The sequence below is a fragment of the Pseudomonas frederiksbergensis genome, from assembly GCF_900105495.1.
Classification (GTDB): Bacteria; Pseudomonadota; Gammaproteobacteria; order Pseudomonadales; family Pseudomonadaceae; genus Aquipseudomonas; species Aquipseudomonas frederiksbergensis.
The window spans coordinates 1689960-1709670 of record NZ_FNTF01000002.1 but is presented as its reverse complement, the minus strand read 5'-3'; the positions used below and the strand labels follow the sequence as shown (position 1 = coordinate 1709670).

Genomic DNA, 19711 nt, shown 5'->3' with positions numbered 1-19711 from the left:
CAGAACTCAACCTTCTATCGTTTCAATTATTGCGGTGGGCAAAATGTCTTTGAGTAACACACTGCTCGTGCTGCCATTCCTGACCAGGGCACTCACCAGTGTTGACACCGCGAAGGACTGATAGCCGCTCATCGTCAGAAATACGTTCCGTTGCAAAACGACATCCGTCGAGAACACGTCGCGAAAGATCAAACTGTGTCCGCTGTCGGCATCCACAATCACCAAGTGCTCATCGACCCGGCTCGCCCACAACTGATCCACAACCACGATATCCCAGATCAGTTTTCCCGGATCCGAGGGCGAGTGGTCGAGCGAAGGGCGGCAATCGACAATGACCGATTGAAGTTTCAACCACGCGGCCCTGGTAAGCCGACAGGTCGTTGACCCCTCACCCATTTTGAGCACCAGGATGCTGACATCATCGGCAATCAGCGGCAGCAGGTCGCTACCTGTCTTTGGCCCATCGACCACCAGTACTTCGGCGTTGCGCTGGACATAGTCGAGCGGCCCGACCCTGCTGTTTTGCGGATAGGTGTGCAAAAAACCATCCCCGCGGTCATGCAGCATCACGTTGGTTTGATGCTGGGTGCCGACGAGTGTGAATTGCGCAGCGACAGCGGTCTTCGGAATGCGGATCAACCGCCCGGTCCGGACCACATACCATTGTTGGTAGTCAGGGTCTTCGACGGACAGAAAATCGGCGCATCGATGTTCATTCGCCAGCGCCGCCAACCCCTCGCTCAACTCACCTTCCAGTACCGCGACCCAATGGCTGTCAACGCCCGTAATCCGTGCCGGTGCGTTGTACTGTAAATCCACCTCCACACCTTCAAGCGTCGTGGCCCTCAGACCAGCGCCTTCTACTGTTACATCGCTAAATGTCCAGCTCGCCCATTCCTGCGTCGCGGCTGGCAATGCCGCAGGCGTTAACAGTTTCGTTCCCTGGGCAAATGCTGTGCTCAAGTGCTCTGGATCGATAAAACCCTGACGGACAATCTTCCCGGTTGATAGATCAAACAGCCAGCTGGCCTGATTGTCTGGAGTAATACTCAGCAACCGAACTTCTTTGCCTTGCCCCATTTCAGCGAGCAGCAGCCGACCATCCAGGTACCAGGCGCACAAGGCATCGCCCTTGAATCCGCTCAAACCCAGAATGGCAAAACTCGGCACCGGGTGGTGCAACGCAACCGTTGCCAGCGCCAACCACCATTGGCTTTTGTCCTTCAGCCAATGCTCGGTCAGCCCGCCAAATCTCAGGTTCCCGTGCGGCGCAATGTCAAAGAACAGACCCGCGTCGGTCAGGACGAGATAGTCCCGCTCAACGGCGACAACGTTTTTCAGTCCAGGGGGGGAGATGTTGCTGGACGACCATTGTGCACGACCATCCACCATCAACCTTTGCTGGCACATGAGGCCTTGGTGAAGTTTGTCGTAGGTAACAAACACTTCGCCCTCGGCACCAGCAGGAGCAATGAGCACAAGATCACTCAAGGCCTTGATCGAGTCTGCCCATCCTCGCGCACGGTGACGCCTGGCAGGTGCACGAATAATCAACCCATCACCGCTGCGCACCCAGACCAGATCCCGCAACTCGGCATCGATCTGCCAACAAATCGAAACCAGTGCAGCGGGACGCCAGTTCACCGTATTGGTGGACTCCAGCGGCAAGTGATAGTCGCCCAATACGTGCTTCCAGTCCGTCAGCATGTCGGCCTCTAAAAGCGACTGAAGTGCAGGATCCTGACCGCGGGTGATCGAACTGAGCAACACGCTCCGGTCATGGATCACATAGGTCAGTTCATCTTGCCGGTCGTCCTTTCCAGCGAGCCGCTGCACGATCTGAATGCCGCCATTGGCCACGGCCTCAAAGCGGACAATTGCCACGCCAGTTCTGTAAAGCAATCGATAGCGCTGAACCAGCGTCCCGGTGATCGCATTGACCTGCCAGACATAGAAATCATCGGGATGATAGAAGTAAGCCGAACCCTCCAACACTGCGCCCAATACCACCTCGTCGGACAACAGCACCTGCGGATCGCGGATGTACAGAAAACGATCCTGAGCCGAGTCGTAATACGCGACTACTGCCCTGGGTTCGTCCGGCTTTTCATAGGGCACCACAAAGTTGTGAACCGGGGTATAAGGCATGGCCAGGCGATGTTCACTGGCCAATGACTTGAAGTGATCCAGCAACGCTTGCTCACCAAGCGCCGGATCGGCCACTTCTTCGACCACCTCCAGCCGCAGGGCGGCAAGATCCACGCGCAGGATTTTGTTATCCGCAAGCTTGAGCAATACATGGTGAACGCCACTGCCACTGAAGGTCACATCCAATGTCCCCGAGACAAGGCGGCCCCCGGCCTCTATCCGGATATCTGCCTCCACCAGCCATGGCGTCAGCAGCACCCATTGCATCGCAATCTGACCGGGTGCGGCGAGTTCAAGGCGAACCCCGGGATTAAGCAGCACGGAACATTGAGCCCCTGCGCCTTCTACCCGGTAGGACACCAGCCCGTGCCACATTTTCGGCAGCGCAGGTACTGCCAGTGAACGCTCGACATTATCGAGACGAACATTGAATACCGTTGGCTTGTAGACCGGATTCAACCGGTTGACCACGTATTCACCGGGAAACGAATAGAACGAAAACAGAAACTGCCATTGCCCCTGTTCGTTCTTTTTTTCCAGTCGACGTGCCGTGTCGTAACCGTCGGCATGACGAAACGTGACAAAAGGCAGCAATTTGTATTCGTAGGCGTACCAGGTCTTGGGAGTGCAGGGCAGAACGATTGTCTGTCCTGCCTGTGGGGAGAAACGCGCCGAGTCCGGCAACCCAAGCCCCTGGCGAATATCGGTGGCGCGGTCGTAATCCACATCGAAATCCGGAACTCCGAAATGGTCCCGAAGCGGGAACAGTTTTGGACTGTCGAAATGGACAATGGATGCGCGCAAATCAAGATCGGCAAACACCAGCAAGGGATGCGCTATCCAGGCATTCGACGCCTTGTCCAGGTGATAGCCGCCTTGCAAGTACGCCTTTTCCAGCCCATCAAAAAACAGCGCGACCTCCTTGGCTTCCTCGGCAATGGTGGCAAAACCTTCGGCCAGCGCCGTAATGCCTACCGCCAGCCCGCCAAGAATCACCCCGCCCCCTCCCAGCACCGCAGCCACCGTACCCGCGCCAGCCAGTGCCGCACCCAGACCGGCTACGCCGACCACCGCACTCACGGAATCAAAGGCCAACTGCGTGCCGAACTGCGCCCTCTCAATGTCATTGGTGGCGTGGCTTAACTGATAAATATCAAACCCGACATTCACCAGCCCCAGCACAGTCCCGACGCCTTCATTGGCGATATGCCCCAAGGCCTTTTGCACCAACGGTGCGCTGGTACGGGCGATCAGCTTTTCATCGTTCAGGGCCTGACGCACCAGGTTCACTACGCCGAGCACATCCACGATGTTGCCGTGGGCCAGTTGGGCATAGTTCACGTAGGCATGCAGGCGAATGGCGGTGGTCAGGGCCTTGTCACTACCGCTGGCCGCGCCCTCGTGATGTCGCAGCGCATTCATCAGGGCTTGTACGGTGAACCCGGCATTGAGCGTATGAACGCTGCCAGCCTCAGTCGGATCAAGCGGACTGACCGATGCACGCGGGCGTGCGGCCAATGAATGGAAGGTGTCGGAGAGGAATTCTTTAATTCTCAGGAACCGGTGATCGCTGGTGGTGACACGCACGGTCTTCTCGGAAACGGGGTTAAGCACACTGATTTCGAATCCCCCTGTCGGGGTTATCTCCAGCGTCTCGAACAGCGCAACAGAATCCGACGCCAGCCCGTGTTGCTCCTGCAATTGACGTGTCGCCTGCGCGATCTGCCCACCCCACCAGTGCGCGTCCAGTTCCAGCAATGAACTGCCCAGCGCCGCATTGTTGACCAGCGACCGTCCCCGGGCACTGGCCAGCCGTTGTCTTACACGTGGCACCGTTTGCTCAGGCAGCGCGCCTGACTCCGAAAGGCTTGAAACCTCAATACCGGAGGCAAGTACCCTACTGTTCAGTTTTTCACCATCGAGCTCGATCAGATCAAAGGTCGGCCGTTGCGCATCGCCAAAGGCTGCGTAATGCATGGCCATTTCCTTGCGCAGGAAAAAGTCCGTCAATGCGTCCCTGAACGCCAACGACGTACCAATCTCGTAGGTCCCTAAATTCGGGTCGTAGAACAGGTAATTGCTGCGTTCGCCTTCAAAGATTTTCGCCACGAGCATCGAGTGGTTGTCCGAATTGAGCATCAGGGTTGTGCTGGCTGTTTTTTCTTCCAGTATCGCCACGACCTGAGCGAGATCTGAGCGCATCAGTGGATTGCCTATGTCATTGACAGGCGCGTCACGCAACTCCTCGATCATGCTCACAAATGCCTTTGAATCCGCGTCCTCAGAATTGATGACGGTCAGAAAAAAGCGCGCCCTCAAGGTATTTGCCGCCGTGTTGCTTTTGTGGAGCGCCGCCGCCATAGCCAGCGCCAGTGGGTAACAGCGCCCGGCAACCCGGTCGCCTGCACCTTTGAGCAACAAATCCTGTGGCGCAATTTTGAAGGTGTTGTCCTTGAAGCTCCCCAGCACTTCACCGGTTCGTTCGATGACCCGGTCGCGGTACTCGAGTTTCGCCACATGCTGAATTCTGGCGACCGAGCGTCCCCACTCCAGCAGGGTCAGTGGGCGTGCGAGCGCCTGCTTCTTGAGATCGACACTGGTTTCCGACAGGGCCACGGACGGATTGGAAGCCCCCTTCAATCCGGCAAGGAAAGCCGGATGACTTTGCTTGAACAGCTCCCGTTCGATGGCTCCGTAACGGTGGATGACCCCCATGTCCGACATCGAGTTGGCAAGGTTTTCAAGCGTTGCACTGGCTGCGGCAAAATGCTTTTTATCCAGTGTATTGACCCCCAACAGCCCTCCCAGCAACAGATATTGCAGCGGGTTTAATTTCATACTGATAAACGGGTCTTTAGCGGTCTGGCTCAGCAGTTCATCCACCGATAGGTTTTGTGTCGCTGCGTCCGCGGGGGGAGTCAGGGGATGGCTTCTGACATCCTGAGCAATGATTGCTTGCCGGTCATCGAAGCTCAGGGACAATGGCTTTTCAAACGTTACGCTGCCGTTTTGACGCTGTCTCATCGCCTGGCGAAATGGCTCACCGAGATCATCGGCCAGTTGCTGCAACAGATCAGTGATCAACACATGACGACCTTCGATCACCGGCCAGCCTGCATCGAAATCAATGCTCTGGTACTTGAGCAGTTGTGCGACATCGCCGGCATAGCGGGTTTTGAACTTTCCGGCCTCCCAATGCAGCTTTTCTCTATTCAGCCATTGAGCCGTGTCGCTCTCGTTCTCCTTCCAGGAGTGATCCTGCTCTTCCTCGGTCGCCCGGTTGACGGTGGCGATGGCGGGGATGAGGACTTCAGCTCTCGAAGCTTCAGCGCCCCGTGGGGTGAAATGCATCTTCTCGTAATCCGCCAGCCCATCGCGCACCGCAGCCGGGCCGGTCAGATAAATGGTCATTTCGATCTGTGGACGGATTCCGTCACTGTAGTAACCAGCGACAGCGTCAACCAAAAAACTGACCGTCATGTGTTCAATGTTCGGCAGTTCATGCAAGGGCCCGAACCTTTTCTCGGCCACTTCGTTGGCAACGTCAGCGACTGCCCGGACATCGATAAGCGCGATCTTTCTTTCGACAGCTAACCGGGCGGTGGCATCAACCACCTCATAGTTCAACCTGAAGCGGTCAAGAACGGCCTTGAGCATTGCTGACCCGGGATGAGCCATCAGGAACGCGTTACTAAACGAACTTCGCTCGGCGACGGCACGCAGTCCATCCGGTCGTACCTGACGTTCAACCGGGCGCCGGAAAACACTGGCGAGATCGGGCTTGCTCTTGGCAAAACGCTCCAGCGCCTCACGGTGCTCCAGGGGAATTCGCTCGAAATAGTTTTTGTACTTGCTACGTATAACCTGCCGCCCCGGCATCCACTCAGGACTGTGGTCAAGTATCAACTGCAAAACACCCAGGCGTGCATCCAGCTCAAACCGACTGATGTCCACCCCGCCCAACGTTTCCAACAGTGGAGGCAGGTTGTCGACATCGGCATAACTGCCACCGTCGGCGAACAACGCCTCGACGCGGACAATATCGGAGGCGGCAGCAAAGTTGCCACGCAAGCTGATTTCTCGCGCGTAGATGTCCTGCAAGTACAACGGTGTCGCCTCGGTGGCGAGATCGCGAAGGACAATACCGCCCTCGCCCAACGACAACAGACTCTGACGGTTCTTTTCCCTTAGAACCTTCAACCGTGCTTCATCTTGGCTATAGGCTCTCACCAACAGATCGATCCTGGCGTTGTCGGCGCTCTCACCGCTCTCTACCGCTTTATTAATGTGCGCAAACATTTGCTGCTTGAGAGCGATGGCCCGCTCTTCATACTTGTCGGCCAGTTCAAAAGCGTCACTAGTGGTCTGCCCGCCATTAAGCATGGCGTCAGCCTTGGCGGCCTCGACAATAATCCGATTGGTTTCGTGAGCCAGCAATGCATCGCTGTCGTACCAGAGCTTGAGGGTGTAACCCTGCCCAGCCAGGGTCTGTTTCCAGATATTGATGTAGTCGCGCTGGATATCGCCCAAACCGCCGCCGAGCCAGACAAAGTGCAGATTGTCAGGAACGTTGGTTTTGGGCGTTTGCAACTGCTGCGCACCGTTCGACAAACGAGCCTCGAAACCTTCGAGCCGTTCGTAGATGTCTACCATATCGGGGGCAGGGCTCTGGGGAGGAAGCGACTCAGTCGTTCGTCGCTGTCGACCCTCAGGCCCGACCAAAGATGCCAAAGCCTGTTTCAACAGGCCCAGCGGCTCCAGCATCCTGGGCGAATCGAGCAAATCGATGCAGCCAGAGTAATACCTGAAGATGGCGTCATACTCGTCAGTACCTTTGTGCGAAATCAACGCCTGTTGAAGATCTTCAAGATTGAAAAGCTTGGCAAATTTTACATACTCTCCGACATATGAAACATCCAAATAATTATTAGACAAGACACTCTCCAGCTTCAATACATGCAATTAAGTTCCGAAAGCCAGCCGCGCAAATACCGCTCGACGACAATGTCAGCTCTTTTGTATTTTTGAACGAGACCAGATCAATACGCGAAGCAATTGCTTCACATGAGACAAAACTAAATCGTAAAAACAGGCACTTCAAACCCGAAGAAATTCAATTAATTTCAATACAATCAAATTTGAAAAAAATAAAACCTTATATTGCAGACATAAATAAGCGCACTTAGACAAACAACATCGCGCGGACCATCAGCAAACAGCCGGCATTGTGACTCATGCGCAACGCCGAAGTGTTCGACTGCAAAGAAAGCATTGGATAACGAAAGAATACAGCGACAGAAAACAGTATTAATTCTTCGCGGCGAGAGTCATAAATCCCACAACGACAGGTGAAATAAACGACGCATCAACGCCAAAGGGAAAGTGCCGAACAGACGGAAATGTATGAAGTGAGAAGCGGCCCACGCGGGGCCGCTTTGCTCAGGAGGCAGGCTTGATGCCGTACCAACGCGGCGTATACACCCACTCGCCACCCTCGGCACGAGGGAACACGCAAGTGGTAGACGAACCGATCAGCACCATGGTGCGCATATCGACCTGGTCGGGGGTCAGTTCGCCAAGCGTGGTAACCCGCAACGTCTGGCCAGGACGGCCAATGTCGCGGCCCAGCACCACCACCGTTTCCGGTGTGCGATGCCGGCCGACGATTTCCAGCGCCTGGCCCAGTTGCCACGGCCGCGCACGGGAGATCGGGTTGTAGAACGCCAGCGCCAGATCGGCTTCGGCGGCCAGGTCCAGGCGCTTCTCGATGATCGCCCAAGGCTTGAGGTTGTCCGACAGCGACATCACGCAGAAGTCGTGCCCCAATGGCGCACCGGCCTGCGCAGCGGTCGCCAGCGAAGCGGAGACACCCGGCAGGATTTCCAGGTCGACGCTGTGCCAGCTCGGCTCGCTCGACTCATGCAACGCTTCAAGCACCGCCGCCGCCATGGCGAACACGCCGGGGTCACCGGATGAAACCACAATCACCGAACGGCCTTGCGCCGCCAGCTCGAAGGCGTGGCGGGCACGCTGCATCTCTTCGCGGTTGTCAGTGCAATGCAGCACCTGGTCTTCGCGGAACGGCCCGGCCATGCGCACGTAGGTTTCGTAGCCGAGGACGTCGGTGGCCCTGGCCAGTTCAGCCTTGACCGCTGGCACCATCAGTTCGGCGGCGCCAGGGCCCAGACCGATGACTGCCAAACGACCGCGTGCCCGGCCGATCTGCGTAGCGTCCAGCGGCTCAGTGGCCACCGCGATGGCAATGCCGGTATCCGCGGACACGATGGTCGCGTTCGGCACGGTTTGACGGGACAACTCGCTAACGCCACCGCTGACCGACGCAAACCGCAGCGGCACACCCAGTTCCAGTGCCGCTTCGCGCAGCGTCGGATTGGCCATGTGCAGATCGCTGGCCAACAGGCACGCCACCGATTGCACGGCGATTTTCGCTTGATGCAAGGCTGAGCGAATCGCGCCTGACAGATCCGCGACCTCGTCGCTCACTGCCACCAACACATTGCGCGGATAAATCATCAACTCATTGGCTGCCGGTGCCCGTTCGGCATGGCCGACATGGATCGACAACTGCGCATGAGGATCTTGCGGCAGCTGCGCCTGCACCAGCCACGGCGCAGCCCCTTCGACGCGTACGCTTTGGCCAGCGAGCAAATCCGAGACGAAGCGCTTGCCCAGTTCCAGATCGCCGAGGGCGTAACCGCTGGGAGGATTGAGCAGGCAGGTGCCGAAGCGCAATTCACCGCTGGTGGTGATCGCCGCAGCGACCTCGAGTCCGGCAGCAATCTCGCGCGCCATGACGTTCACGCCACCAAGACCGCCGAGCAGCGGCACCACGGCGCTGCCGTCTTCGGCCACGGCCAGCACTGGCGGCTCGGCGCCCTTTTCCAGCAGTAACGGCGCCAGGGTGCGGATCACAATGCCGGCCGCACACAAGGCGATAATCGGCGTGTCTTGCTGATAGAGCTCACGCAAAGTGGCGCCGAACTCGTGATAGACGCGGTCCGCGCCTTCCACCCGTTCGGCCAGACCATGGATCAATGCGCCAGGGTAAAGCTGCGCAATCTTGCGCGCAGTCGCGAGGCTGCCATTGCCCAGAATGACAATCGCCGGAACTGGACGGGCCATCAGCCTTGCCACCGTTCGCCGGGCACAATGATCAGCGAGAAGTACGGCGAGGACATCGGCTCGACCTGATCCAGCGGGACGATTTTCTGGTTGGCCATGGTCGCGCGTTCGACGTACAGCGCACGCTCCGCCAGTCCGAGTTCTTCGAGCACCTGACGGACCTTGGGAAAGTTGCGCCCCAGCTTCATGATCACCGCGGCATCGGCATCGGCCAGACGACGCTTGAGATCTTCGGCAGGCAACACACCCGACAGCACCGACAAACTCTGATTGCGATACACCAGCGGCGCACCCAGTACCGAGGCACCGCCGAGCATCGAGCAAACGCCCGGCACGACTTCGGCTTCATAACGCTCGGCCAGTCGATCGTGCAGGTACATGTAGGAGCCGTAGAAGAACGGATCGCCTTCGCAGATCACCGCCACGTCACGGCCAGCGTCCAGGTGCGCGGCCAGTTCTTCGCCGGCCGCATCGTAGAAATCGCTGATCACTTGTTCATACGACAGCGGTGCCGGAAGCGCCTCGGTGGTCACCGGATACACCAGCGGCAGCAGCGTTTGCGCGTCCTGCAAATGCGCCTCGATGATGCCGAACGCGTTGCCCTTCTTGCCCTTGGCGACGAAGTACGCCACCACCGGCGACTCACGCAGCAGGCGCAGGGCTTTAACGGTAATCAGCTCCGGATCACCGGGGCCGACGCCCAGGCCGATCAAACGTCCAGGTTGCTGCATCATTCGATCTCCGTGGCGAGGGCATTGACGGCGGCGGCGGCCATGGCACTACCGCCCAGCCGGCCTTGCATGATGACGAAAGGCACGCCACGGCTGTCTGCCGCGAGTGCTGCCTTGGATTCAGCTGCGCCGACAAAGCCCACCGGGAAGCCGAGGATCAGCGCCGGTTTCGGTGCGCCGTTGTCGAGCATTTCCAACAGATAAAACAGCGCGGTCGGCGCGTTGCCGATTACCACCACACTGCCTTCCAGGTGCGGGCGCCATAGCTCCAGCGCGGCGGCGGAGCGGGTGTTACCCAACTCACGGGCCAGCTCTGGCACGCTTTCATCACGCAGGGTGCAGATGACTTGGTTGTTCGCAGGCAAACGCGTGCGGGTCACGCCTTCGCTGACCATCCGCGCATCGCACAGGATCGGCGCACCCGCGGCCAGCGCATCACGCCCGGCCTTGCCCGCGCCTTCGGAAAATTGCAGGCCATCGATAGCGTCGACCATGCCGCAGGCGTGGATCACACGGACCGCGAGTTTTTCCAGATCGGCGGGAATACGCGCAAGGTTGGCCTCGGCACGAATGATCGCGAAGGAGTTGCGATAGATCTCCTGACCGTCGCGGATGTAATCAAGCATCAAGGGGGCTCCGTGAGCGGTCGTCGAGCAAGGCTGCGACCGCTTCAATAGTAAGGTTGCGTGCGTGCAGCGCGCCGAAACCCGGCAGCGCTGCATCGCGGAAATAGAGGTCGTAGTGACCGGGAGAAACGGCCAGCAATGTGACCGGCGCGATGTGTGCGGCCGCGCAGGAACGCTGGCAACCGGACAGGTGCACGTTCAGTGTTTGGCCGTGACGTTGCAGCAGCGCCGCCAGTTGTCGGGCATCGCCCTTGGTGTCGGCCAGGCCTTTGCCGCAGCCAGCGGAACCCGTGCAGGCAATCAACCGTGACAACGGCTGATCGGCATCACACAGCAGGCCCAGTTGTTCCAGACGCCGAATGACTTCGGGCGCGTGTTCTTTTCGAACATTGGGCAGCAACAGGCTTTGCCATGGGGTCAAACGCAGGCTCGCGTCGCCGAACTCGTGCGCCAATTGCGCCGCGCCCCTGAGCATGACGGGATCGAGCCGCCCCAAAGGCGGTACGGCACCGATGTAGACATGCTCCGCTTCACGTTGCAGATGAGTGCCAATGTGCAGAGCATCCGGGCTCAACGAACGCCGCCAATCGGTGATCGACTTCAAGGGCACTCGTTCGGCCAAGTGAGCAAGGAACTCTGCTAACGGGTAGTCGGCCAGCAAATGACGCATCCGCGTTTGATCAGGACGCGCCAGTTCAAGAAACAACTCCAGCACCGCAACGACCAGCGCATGCCCCTGCTCAAGTGGCACCGAGCCTGCGGGTTTGTCCGTGGGGCAACCCGCGAAACCGAACACCAGCAACCACTCACCCTCTCGCTCAACCGCAGACAACCACAGATCATGCGGGTGTTCGAGCATCGCCAACGCCTCGCCGCCATCGAGTTGCACCGCAAACTTGGCGCTGAGCTCGTGGAAACGTTCGTGGCTTTGCAGGGTGACAAGGATCTGTTCCGCCAGCGGACGCGTATCAAAGAGCATGCGCCGATCAATCCCGGCGCTCGGGCTGAGCATCAGATTGCGTACATCGTCGCCCGCCGCGGTACGCGGACCCAATCCAGCGGCGAGCAGGCTGTCGATCAGTGCTGTCTGTTCGCTACCGATCCCGCGAATCTGCAGGTTGGCCCGATTGGTCGCCTCGATCACGCCCCCGGCAAACCGTTCAGCCGCGCTGGCCACCGCTTCAGCCTGGGCAGCGCTGATCGAGCCGCCGTTCAATTTGATCCGACAGATGCCGCCATCCAGCGCCGGGACGATACGCAGCAACCCCGGGCAAGCCGAGGGGCGCAAAGCGGTGGACATCGGGCGTTCGTTCAAGGGGGCGACCGGCTGTGTGGGAAAGGCGCTTCGCGGGCGAAGGCGCGGTATTATGCCTGCTTTGTTCGACGGCATGAAAAGCCTGCCCGTCGGAACAGTCCATTTGAGGACTATATTTGAGGGCGATAGATGTCACCGTGGCTGACAGTAGTGGGAATCGGCGAGGACGGCTTCAAGGGCCTGGGCAAAAACGCTCGGCACGCTCTGCTGCGCGCTTCGCGGATCATTGGCGGTCAGCGGCAACTGGATTTGCTGCCGGTGTGCATCCGTGGTGAGCGGCAGTTGTGGCCCAGCCCTTTCTCCCTTGATCCGGTTTTGGCGCTACGCGGCGAGCCGGTCTGCGTGCTGGCCAGCGGCGATCCGATGTTCTTTGGCGTGGGCGCAAGCCTTGCCCGGAAACTGCCCAACGATGAAATGCTGATTCTGCCGGCGCCTTCCTCCTGCTCGCTGGCGGCGGCGCGAATGGGCTGGCCATTGCAGGATGTGGTCACGCTTTCGGTGGTGGCTCGCCCCATCGCCGCGCTCAACGCTCATCTGTTCAGCGGCGTGCGCTTGCTGGTGTTAAGCAACGATGGCCAGAGCCCGGCCGCCATCGCGACGTTATTGCGTGAGCGCGGTTTCGGGGCGAGTCGCCTCACGGTGCTGGAACATCTGGGCGGTGCCGCCGAACGACGCATCGAGGGTGTCGCCAATGACTGGAACAACCCTGTGATCGCCGACCTGAACCTGATCGCCATCGAGTGCATCGCCGAACCCGATACGCCGCGCCTCTCCCGATTGGCCGGTCTGCCAGACTCAGCCTTCAAGCACGACGGCCAACTGACCAAGCGCGATGTGCGCGCGATCACGCTCGCTCGCCTGGCTCCGGTGCCTGGTGAGTTGATGTGGGACGTCGGCGCCGGCAGCGGTTCGATTGGCATCGAGTGGATGCGTGCCCATCCGAGTTGCCGAACGCTGGCCATCGAAGCCGATGAAAGTCGGCAGTTGTTGATCGAACACAACCGCGATGCCTTGGGTGTCCCCGGTCTGCAACTGATTCGCGGCAGTGCGCCACAAGCCTTGACCGGTCTGGAACGCCCGGACGCGATTTTCATCGGCGGCGGCGTCACCCGCGAGGGCGTACTCGATACTTGCTGGGCACAACTCAAACCCGGCGGTCGACTGATCGCCAACGCCGTCACGCTACAAAGTGAAATGACATTGATGGCCTGGCGCGAGCAGCACGGCGGTGAGCTGACACGAGTCCATATCGCTCAGGCGCAACCGCTGGGCGATTTCGACACCTGGCGTCAGGCGCTGCCAATTACCTTGCTGGACGTGACGAAACCCCTCGATGCGTGACGAAACCGCCGAACAACCCGCACCGCTGCGCAGCGGCCTGACCACGGGCAGCTGCGCCACCGCCACCAGCCTTGCGGCGGCGCGCTTGCTGCTCAGTGGCGTAGAAGCAGACGCCGTCGAGATCATTCTGCCCAAAGGCAGGCGGGTGCAGATGCGCCTGGAATTCTGTCGGCTGACGGACGAAGGCGCCGAAGCCGGCACGATCAAGGACGCCGGCGACGACCCCGACGTGACTCACGGCGCCCTGCTCTTTTCCCAGGTGCGCCTGCACAGTGAGCCAGGCATTCGCTTCAGCGCCGGCCGTGGCGTGGGCACTGTCACCCGGCCGGGGCTGGTGCTGGGCGTCGGCGAACCCGCGATCAACCCGGTGCCGCGCAAGATGATTACCGACCACCTGACGCTGCTGGCCGAAGAGCTTGATTACCGGGGCGGCTTCGAGGTCACGGTAAACGTCGAGGACGGCGAAGCCCTGGCGCTGAAAACCATGAATCCGCGGCTGGGCATTCTCGGCGGTTTGTCGATCCTCGGCACCAGCGGCATCGTCCGGCCCTTCTCCTGCGCGGCCTACATCGCCTCGATCCATCAGGGCATCGACGTCGCCAAAACCAACGGTTACCTGCACATCGCCGCGTGCACTGGCAATGCCAGTGAAGACACCATGCGCCGGGTCTACGATTTTCCGGAAATCGCCCTGATCGAAATGGGCGACTTCGTCGGCGCCGTGCTCAAACACCTGCGTAAAGTGCCTGTGGATAAACTCAGCCTCTGCGGCGGCTTCGGCAAGATCAGCAAACTGGCCGCCGGGCACATGGATTTGCACAGTCGGCACTCCAGCATCGACCTGCCGCAACTGGCCGAGTGGGCGGCGGCGATTGGCGCCGATGAGGCGTTGCAGCAAGGGATTCGCGAAGCCAACACCAGCCAGCAAGCCTTGGCGATGGCCAGTGCTGCGGGTATCGCGCTGGGTGATGCGGTGTGTCAGCACGCGCTGGACTTTGCCCGCAGCGTGGTGCCGGCGCAGGTTCAGGTCGAAGTGTTCGCCATCGATCGCCAGGGCGGGATTGTTGGCCATGCAGGAGCTTTTTAATGAAGCGCGTGTTGTTGCTCGGTGGCGTGACAGAAGCCTTGGCCATCGCCCGGACCCTCGGACCGGAACACATCTATAGCCTGGCCGGCGTGGGGCGAGTGCCAACAGATCTGACCTGCCAGGTTCGCGTGGGCGGTTACGGCGGTGCCGAAGGACTGGCGCAATTCATTCAGGATGAAGGGATCGACCTGCTGCTGGACGCCACCCATCCCTACGCCGCACAAATCAGCCAGAACGCCGCCACCGCTGCGCGGTTGAGCGGTATTGCCTGCTGGGCCCTGCGGCGCCCGGCCTGGCAACCACAGGCCGGCGATGACTGGCGGGATGTCAGCGACTGGGCCGGGTTGATCGAAGCCCTCAAACCTTTTCGCCGTCCTCTATTCACCCTCGGCCGCGAACCCTTGCAGCACCTGCATGAAATCCCGCCAGAGCAATTCTGGACCCTGCGTGCACTGGACGTTTACCCCGGCAACGAACGCTGCGAAGTCATCGGCGCGCGTGGGCCGTTTCTGATCGAGGATGAACGTGAACTGTTTGAACGTCGGCAGATTGATGTACTGATCAGCAAGAACAGCGGCAGCACCGCGACCGAGCCGAAGCTTGAAGTGGCACGGCAGCGTGGGGTGCCGGTGATTGTTTTGCAGCGGCCAGAGTTGCCGGGGGTTGATCGGGAGTTTGGGTTGGTGAGTGAAGTACTGAAAGCCCTATCGGTGTAAGACGATTCCTGAGATCTCCATAACCTTGCCACTTTGCCGGCAACACTCTCGGACGGAGCCGGCTATCCACTCCATGGCTTCGATCCTATAGTCCGAGCCCTCTGATCCTAACAAGCACACCGACCTTACTTTCTAAGGACGAGTAAATTCGCCCCGAGTAAAGTGCGACTTGCCAACCTGTATCCCAAGGAATACGATCAAACATGATCGACTTCGAACGATCCCGAGCATTTGCTGACTGGCTCGACTCACTGAAAGACATCATTGGCAAAGCTCGCATCATTGCCAGGCTCCGAGCTGCCGAGCATGGAAATTTTGGTGATTGCGAACCGGTGGGTGGAGCTGTTTATGAAATGCGTGTGCATTACGGTCCTGGCTACAGGATGTATTTCACCCGCCGAGGTGAAGTGGTTTATCTGCTGTTGGTGGGCGGTGACAAGTCGACTCAAAAACGAGACATCAAACGCGCCATTCAAATGGCGCAAAACATCGGTAATGAGGAGTAAATCATGGCCGAACAATTCACCCGTTTCGATGCCGCCGAATTTCTAAAAACACCAGAAGAAATGGCGGCTTACCTGGACGCCTGTTTTGAAGAAGATGCTGGCGACGGAGTGCTCATACGTGCAGCCCTTAACGACATAGCCCGAGCAAAGGGCATGACACAGATTGCCCGTGACGCGGGGCTGGGTCGTGAAAGTCTGTACAAAGCATTGGGCAGCACTGGCAACCCGGAATTCGCGACTATCATGAAAGTGATGAAAGCATTAGGTCTGCGCCTGCATGCCAGCGCTCTCTGATTGCACTGCGACACCACACCGCACGCCGCTTTTTTACTTATCGGCCCTGATCAGGCTAAATAGCCGCGCCTGATCCCCCCACCCAACCGGATTTGCCCCATGTCCCGACAACGGCTCGCATTTGCCTGGATCGCCTGCTTCGCAGTGCTGTTCAACATGCTCGCCATGCCGATGACGGGAGCGATGGCGCAGACGGCGAAATCGCCTGCCGAGCAGTTGTTGTGGGGCAGTTTCTGTTCGTCCAGCGGCACGAAGATGGTGGCGATTTCCCTGGGCGATATCGAACAGAAAGCTCCTCAGAGTGACGATCACTCCAACATGCAACATTGCTGGTGCTGTTCAGGTTCCGCGCCACTGGTGGCGCTGCCGGGGCATGTGCCGCAACTGTACTTCGCACATTTCGAAGCCAATCGAAGCCTGCCTGATTCCTCTCTCGATACACCGACACCGCGCCAGCAATGGCCGAGTCTCAACCCCCGCGCGTCCCCTCTGGTGTGATTCCTTCTCGCAATTGACCTGCGTTTCGAATCGTTCTGGAGAACTGCCATGTTGAACAAACTCATCGTCCTGGCTGTATTGCTGCTGCCTGCCTGTTTTGCCAATGCTCACGAATACAAGGCTGGCGAGCTTGAGATCGCCCATCCGTGGTCGCAGGAGTTGCCGCCCAACGCGCCAACGGTGGCGGCGTATTTCGTGATTCACAACAGCGGTAAAACCGCCGACCGACTGCTCAGCGTCGACTCGCCCATTGCAGGCGAAGCCCAGTTGCACGAGCACGTCATGCAAAACGACCTGATGAAAATGCAGCAGGTGCCGAGCGTCGATATTCCTGCCGGTGGCAACGTCTCTTTTGCACCGATGGCCTACCACGTAATGCTGGTAAACCTGAAGGACCGCAGCCTGCTGAGCGACGGCAAACGCTTCCCGCTGACGATGCATTTCGAGAAGTCCGGCGCCGTAACGGTGGACGTCTCGGTGCAGAAGAAGCCGCCGGAAAGCATGCAGACGCACGCCCACGCCCAGTAAGCGACTGAGCAGAAACGCCCATGCGCCCGCTTAGCGCCAGGTCATCCGCACACCGTCGTCAGCCGTTAAGCCTGACGCGCGGCAGCTGGATCAGCTTGTTCGCCATGTTGATGATCTTTATCGGCCCGCTGATTTCTCAGTCGATGCCGATGGATCAACGCGCCTCGATGTCGATGTCGATGTCGATGGACATGTCGGCAATGGAGCACGCCGATCACGGCGCGCAAGCCGCGGCCGAGCACTGTCCACCAAAAGCCGACCACCATGCACTCTGGGAAAAATGTGGCTATTGCAGCCTGCTGTTCAATTGCCCGGCGCTGACTGGCGGCCATTCCTTCGTCGCATTCGACACACCAAAAGCCACCACTTTCACCACACCCTCCCCGCGCCTGGGCCACGCCCGGCAAACCTTCTTCCCCGGCGCCCGCACCCGCGCCCCGCCCATCGCCGCGTAAACACCCACCCCGATCTCACACGGTTTAAAAGCAGCCAAAGCAACCTGTGGGAGCGAGCCTGCTCGCGATCGCGATGGGTCATTCAACATTGATGTTGGCTGACCCTCCCTCATCGCGAGCAGGCTCACTCCCACAAGGAATGCGCAGGCTGCCGGCCGTGTCGTTTACGACTGTTCGATGGAAATTGTCATGTCCAGGTTTTCTGCTGACACACGCTTGAGCGCTGCCCAGGCTTCTTTTGCCCTGAACGAATCTCGCGTTCGCTTCAGGCACGCCACCGCCCTACTTTGCGGGGCACTGCTGACCCCCATGGTGCTGGCCGATGAACACGCCGGTCACAGTGAAGAACTGAGCCCGACGGTGATCACCGCCATCGCCCCGAGTTCGCCACTGACCATCGTCACCAATCCCAAGGACCCGCGCCAACCGGTGCCGGCCAGCGACGGTGGCGATTACCTGAAAACCATCCCCGGCTTCGCCCTCGTGCGCAACGGCGGCACCAACGGTGACCCGGTGCTGCGCGGCATGTTCGGCTCGCGATTGAACATCCTCACCAACGGCGGCCAGTTGCTCGGCGCCTGCCCCGGCCGAATGGACGCACCGACTTCGTACATCTCGCCGGAAACTTACGACAAGCTGACCGTGATCAAAGGCCCGCAAACCGTGCTCTGGGGACCGGGCGCGTCGGCCGGAACCATCCTCTTCGACCGTGAACCGGAAAGCTTCGGCGAACTCGGCACGCGGGTGAACGCCAGCGTGCTGGCGGGCTCCAACGGTCGTTTCGACAAGGTGGTGGATGCTGCGGCCGGCGGGCCATTGGGTTACGTGCGAGTGATCGGCAACACCGCGCATGCCGACGACTACCGGGACGGAAACAACGACACCGTGCCGTCGCGCTACGACAAGTGGAATGGCGACGTTGCGGTGGGCTGGACCCCGGACGCCGACACCCTGCTGGAACTCACCGCCGGCAAGGGCGATGGCGAAGCGCGTTACGCCGGTCGCGGCATGGACGGCTCGCAGTTCTTACGCGAAAGCCTGGGTTTGCGTTTCGAGCAGTCGAACATCGGCGATGTGCTGGACAAGGTCGAGGCGCAGGTCTACTACAACTACGCCGACCACGTGATGGACAACTACACCCTGCGCACGCCGTCCGGCACCGGGATGATGGCCGGCCCCATGGCCTCCAATGTCGACCGTCGAACCCTCGGCGCACGGATCAAAGCCACGTGGCGCTGGGCCGACGTGCAATTGATCAGCGGCATCGATGCGCAGACCAGCGAACATCGCCAGCGCAGCGCCATGGGCATCGACATCTACAAGGAGTTGCCGCGCAACAAGGATGCCGACTTCCACAACTACGGCGTGTTCAGCGAATTGACCTGGTACGCCGCCGACCGTGACCGGCTGATTACCGGCGCGCGCCTGGACCGCGCTTCGGCCAAGGATTTCCGGCAGACCAAGGGCTCCGGGATGATGGCGCGCCCTAATCCGACCGCCGACGACACCCGTGCCGACACACTGCCAAGCGGCTTCGTCCGTTACGAGCACGACCTGGCCGACAGCCCGACCACGCTGTATGCCGGCCTCGGCCACACCCAGCGTTTCCCGGATTACTGGGAGCTGTTTTCGCCCAAATCCGGCCCCGCAGGCTCGGTGAATGCCTTCGATTCGATCAAGCCTGAAAAAACCACCCAGCTCGATTTCGGCCTGCAATACAAGACCGAAGACCTCGAAGCCTGGGCCTCGGGTTACGTCGGGCAGGTGCGCGACTACATCCTGTTCAACTACACGCCAACCATGATGGGCACGACCTCGCAAGCACAGAACATCGACGCACGAATCATGGGCGGCGAATTGGGTGCGGCCTACAAGCTGACCAGCAACTGGAAAGCCGACGCGACCCTGGCCTACGCCTGGGGCAAGAACAGCAGCGACGGTAACGCACTGCCGCAAATGCCGCCGCTGGACGCCCGTTTCGGCCTGACCTACAGCGAAGACAACTGGAGCGCCGGGGCTTTGTGGCGAGTGGTGGCGGCGCAAAACCGCATCGACCAGAACAAGGGCAACGTGGTCGGCAAGGACTTCGACAAGACCCCGGGTTTTGGCGTGTTTTCGCTCAATGGTGCGTACCGGATCAACCAAAACTGGAAGGTCAGCACCGGCGTCGACAACCTGTTCGGCAAGGCGTACGCCGAGCACTTGAACCTGGCCGGCAATGCCGGTTTCGGCTACCCGGCCAATGACCCGCAAGCCATTAAAGAACCGGGGCGCACGCTCTGGACCAAGGTGGACATGAGCTTCTAAACGCATCGTCGGAACG

Annotated in this window: 14 protein-coding genes; 9 read left to right on the top strand and 5 right to left on the bottom strand. The window is 59.7% G+C overall.

Features of this window, described 5'->3' with window-relative positions; translation table 11 throughout:
* Positions 1-6: 6 nt before the first annotated feature.
* The 5 genes from BLW70_RS08250 to cobG form a co-directional block, all read right to left on the bottom strand.
* The gene (locus BLW70_RS08250) at positions 7-6912 is read right to left on the bottom strand and encodes a TcdA/TcdB pore-forming domain-containing protein (RefSeq protein WP_235865031.1); all 6906 of its coding nucleotides are present in this window, start codon (positions 6910-6912) and stop codon (positions 7-9) included.
* Positions 6913-7587: 675 nt separating this feature from the next.
* Complete coding sequence (gene cobJ / locus BLW70_RS08245) at positions 7588-9291, bottom strand: precorrin-3B C(17)-methyltransferase (protein ID WP_074873415.1); 1704 nt, start codon at positions 9289-9291, stop codon at positions 7588-7590.
* Positions 9291-10022 carry a precorrin-2 C(20)-methyltransferase gene (locus tag BLW70_RS08240; RefSeq protein ID WP_074880464.1) on the bottom strand — a complete coding sequence of 244 codons (732 nt, stop codon included), beginning with the start codon at positions 10020-10022 and terminating at the stop codon, positions 9291-9293. The genes cobJ and BLW70_RS08240 overlap by 1 nt, the downstream gene beginning before the upstream one ends.
* A complete protein-coding gene (locus BLW70_RS08235) occupies positions 10022-10648 on the bottom strand; it encodes a precorrin-8X methylmutase (RefSeq protein WP_074873414.1) in 627 nt (208 codons plus the stop codon). The genes BLW70_RS08240 and BLW70_RS08235 overlap by 1 nt, the downstream gene beginning before the upstream one ends.
* On the bottom strand, positions 10641-11948 hold the full coding sequence (cobG, locus tag BLW70_RS08230) for a precorrin-3B synthase (protein WP_074873412.1): 1308 nt from the start codon (positions 11946-11948) through the stop codon (positions 10641-10643). Before cobG ends, BLW70_RS08235 begins: the two co-directional genes overlap by 8 nt.
* Positions 11949-12092: 144 nt before the next feature.
* Here cobG and cbiE point away from each other — a divergent pair, with 144 nt between their 5' ends.
* From cbiE to BLW70_RS08185, 9 genes are all read left to right on the top strand, one after another.
* A complete protein-coding gene (cbiE, locus tag BLW70_RS08225) occupies positions 12093-13304 on the top strand; it encodes a precorrin-6y C5,15-methyltransferase (decarboxylating) subunit CbiE (protein WP_074873411.1) in 1212 nt (403 codons plus the stop codon).
* Positions 13297-14391, top strand: coding sequence for a cobalt-precorrin-5B (C(1))-methyltransferase (locus BLW70_RS08220; protein WP_074873409.1), 1095 nt, complete (start codon positions 13297-13299; stop codon positions 14389-14391). The genes cbiE and BLW70_RS08220 overlap by 8 nt, the downstream gene beginning before the upstream one ends.
* The gene (locus BLW70_RS08215; protein WP_074873408.1) at positions 14391-15107 is read left to right on the top strand and encodes a cobalt-precorrin-6A reductase; all 717 of its coding nucleotides are present in this window, start codon (positions 14391-14393) and stop codon (positions 15105-15107) included. The genes BLW70_RS08220 and BLW70_RS08215 overlap by 1 nt, the downstream gene beginning before the upstream one ends.
* Positions 15108-15310: 203 nt before the next feature.
* The gene (locus BLW70_RS08210; RefSeq protein WP_074873405.1) at positions 15311-15613 is read left to right on the top strand and encodes a type II toxin-antitoxin system RelE/ParE family toxin; all 303 of its coding nucleotides are present in this window, start codon (positions 15311-15313) and stop codon (positions 15611-15613) included.
* 3 nt (positions 15614-15616) lie between these two features.
* Entirely contained in the window at positions 15617-15907 is a 291-nt protein-coding gene (locus tag BLW70_RS08205) for an addiction module antidote protein (RefSeq protein WP_074873403.1), read from the top strand.
* Positions 15908-16006: 99 nt separating this feature from the next.
* Positions 16007-16405, top strand: a complete 399-nt coding sequence (locus tag BLW70_RS08200; protein WP_074873400.1) for a DUF2946 domain-containing protein — start codon at positions 16007-16009, stop codon at positions 16403-16405.
* A gap of 48 nt (positions 16406-16453) precedes the next feature.
* A complete protein-coding gene (locus BLW70_RS08195; RefSeq protein ID WP_074873399.1) occupies positions 16454-16933 on the top strand; it encodes a copper chaperone PCu(A)C in 480 nt (159 codons plus the stop codon).
* Between the two features lie 20 nt (positions 16934-16953).
* Positions 16954-17388: a DUF2946 domain-containing protein gene (locus BLW70_RS08190; RefSeq protein ID WP_074873397.1), complete on the top strand. Its 435-nt coding sequence runs from the start codon at positions 16954-16956 to the stop codon at positions 17386-17388.
* A 189-nt stretch (positions 17389-17577) separates the two neighbouring features.
* Positions 17578-19695: a TonB-dependent copper receptor gene (locus BLW70_RS08185; protein ID WP_074873394.1), complete on the top strand. Its 2118-nt coding sequence runs from the start codon at positions 17578-17580 to the stop codon at positions 19693-19695.
* Positions 19696-19711 lie beyond the last annotated feature (16 nt).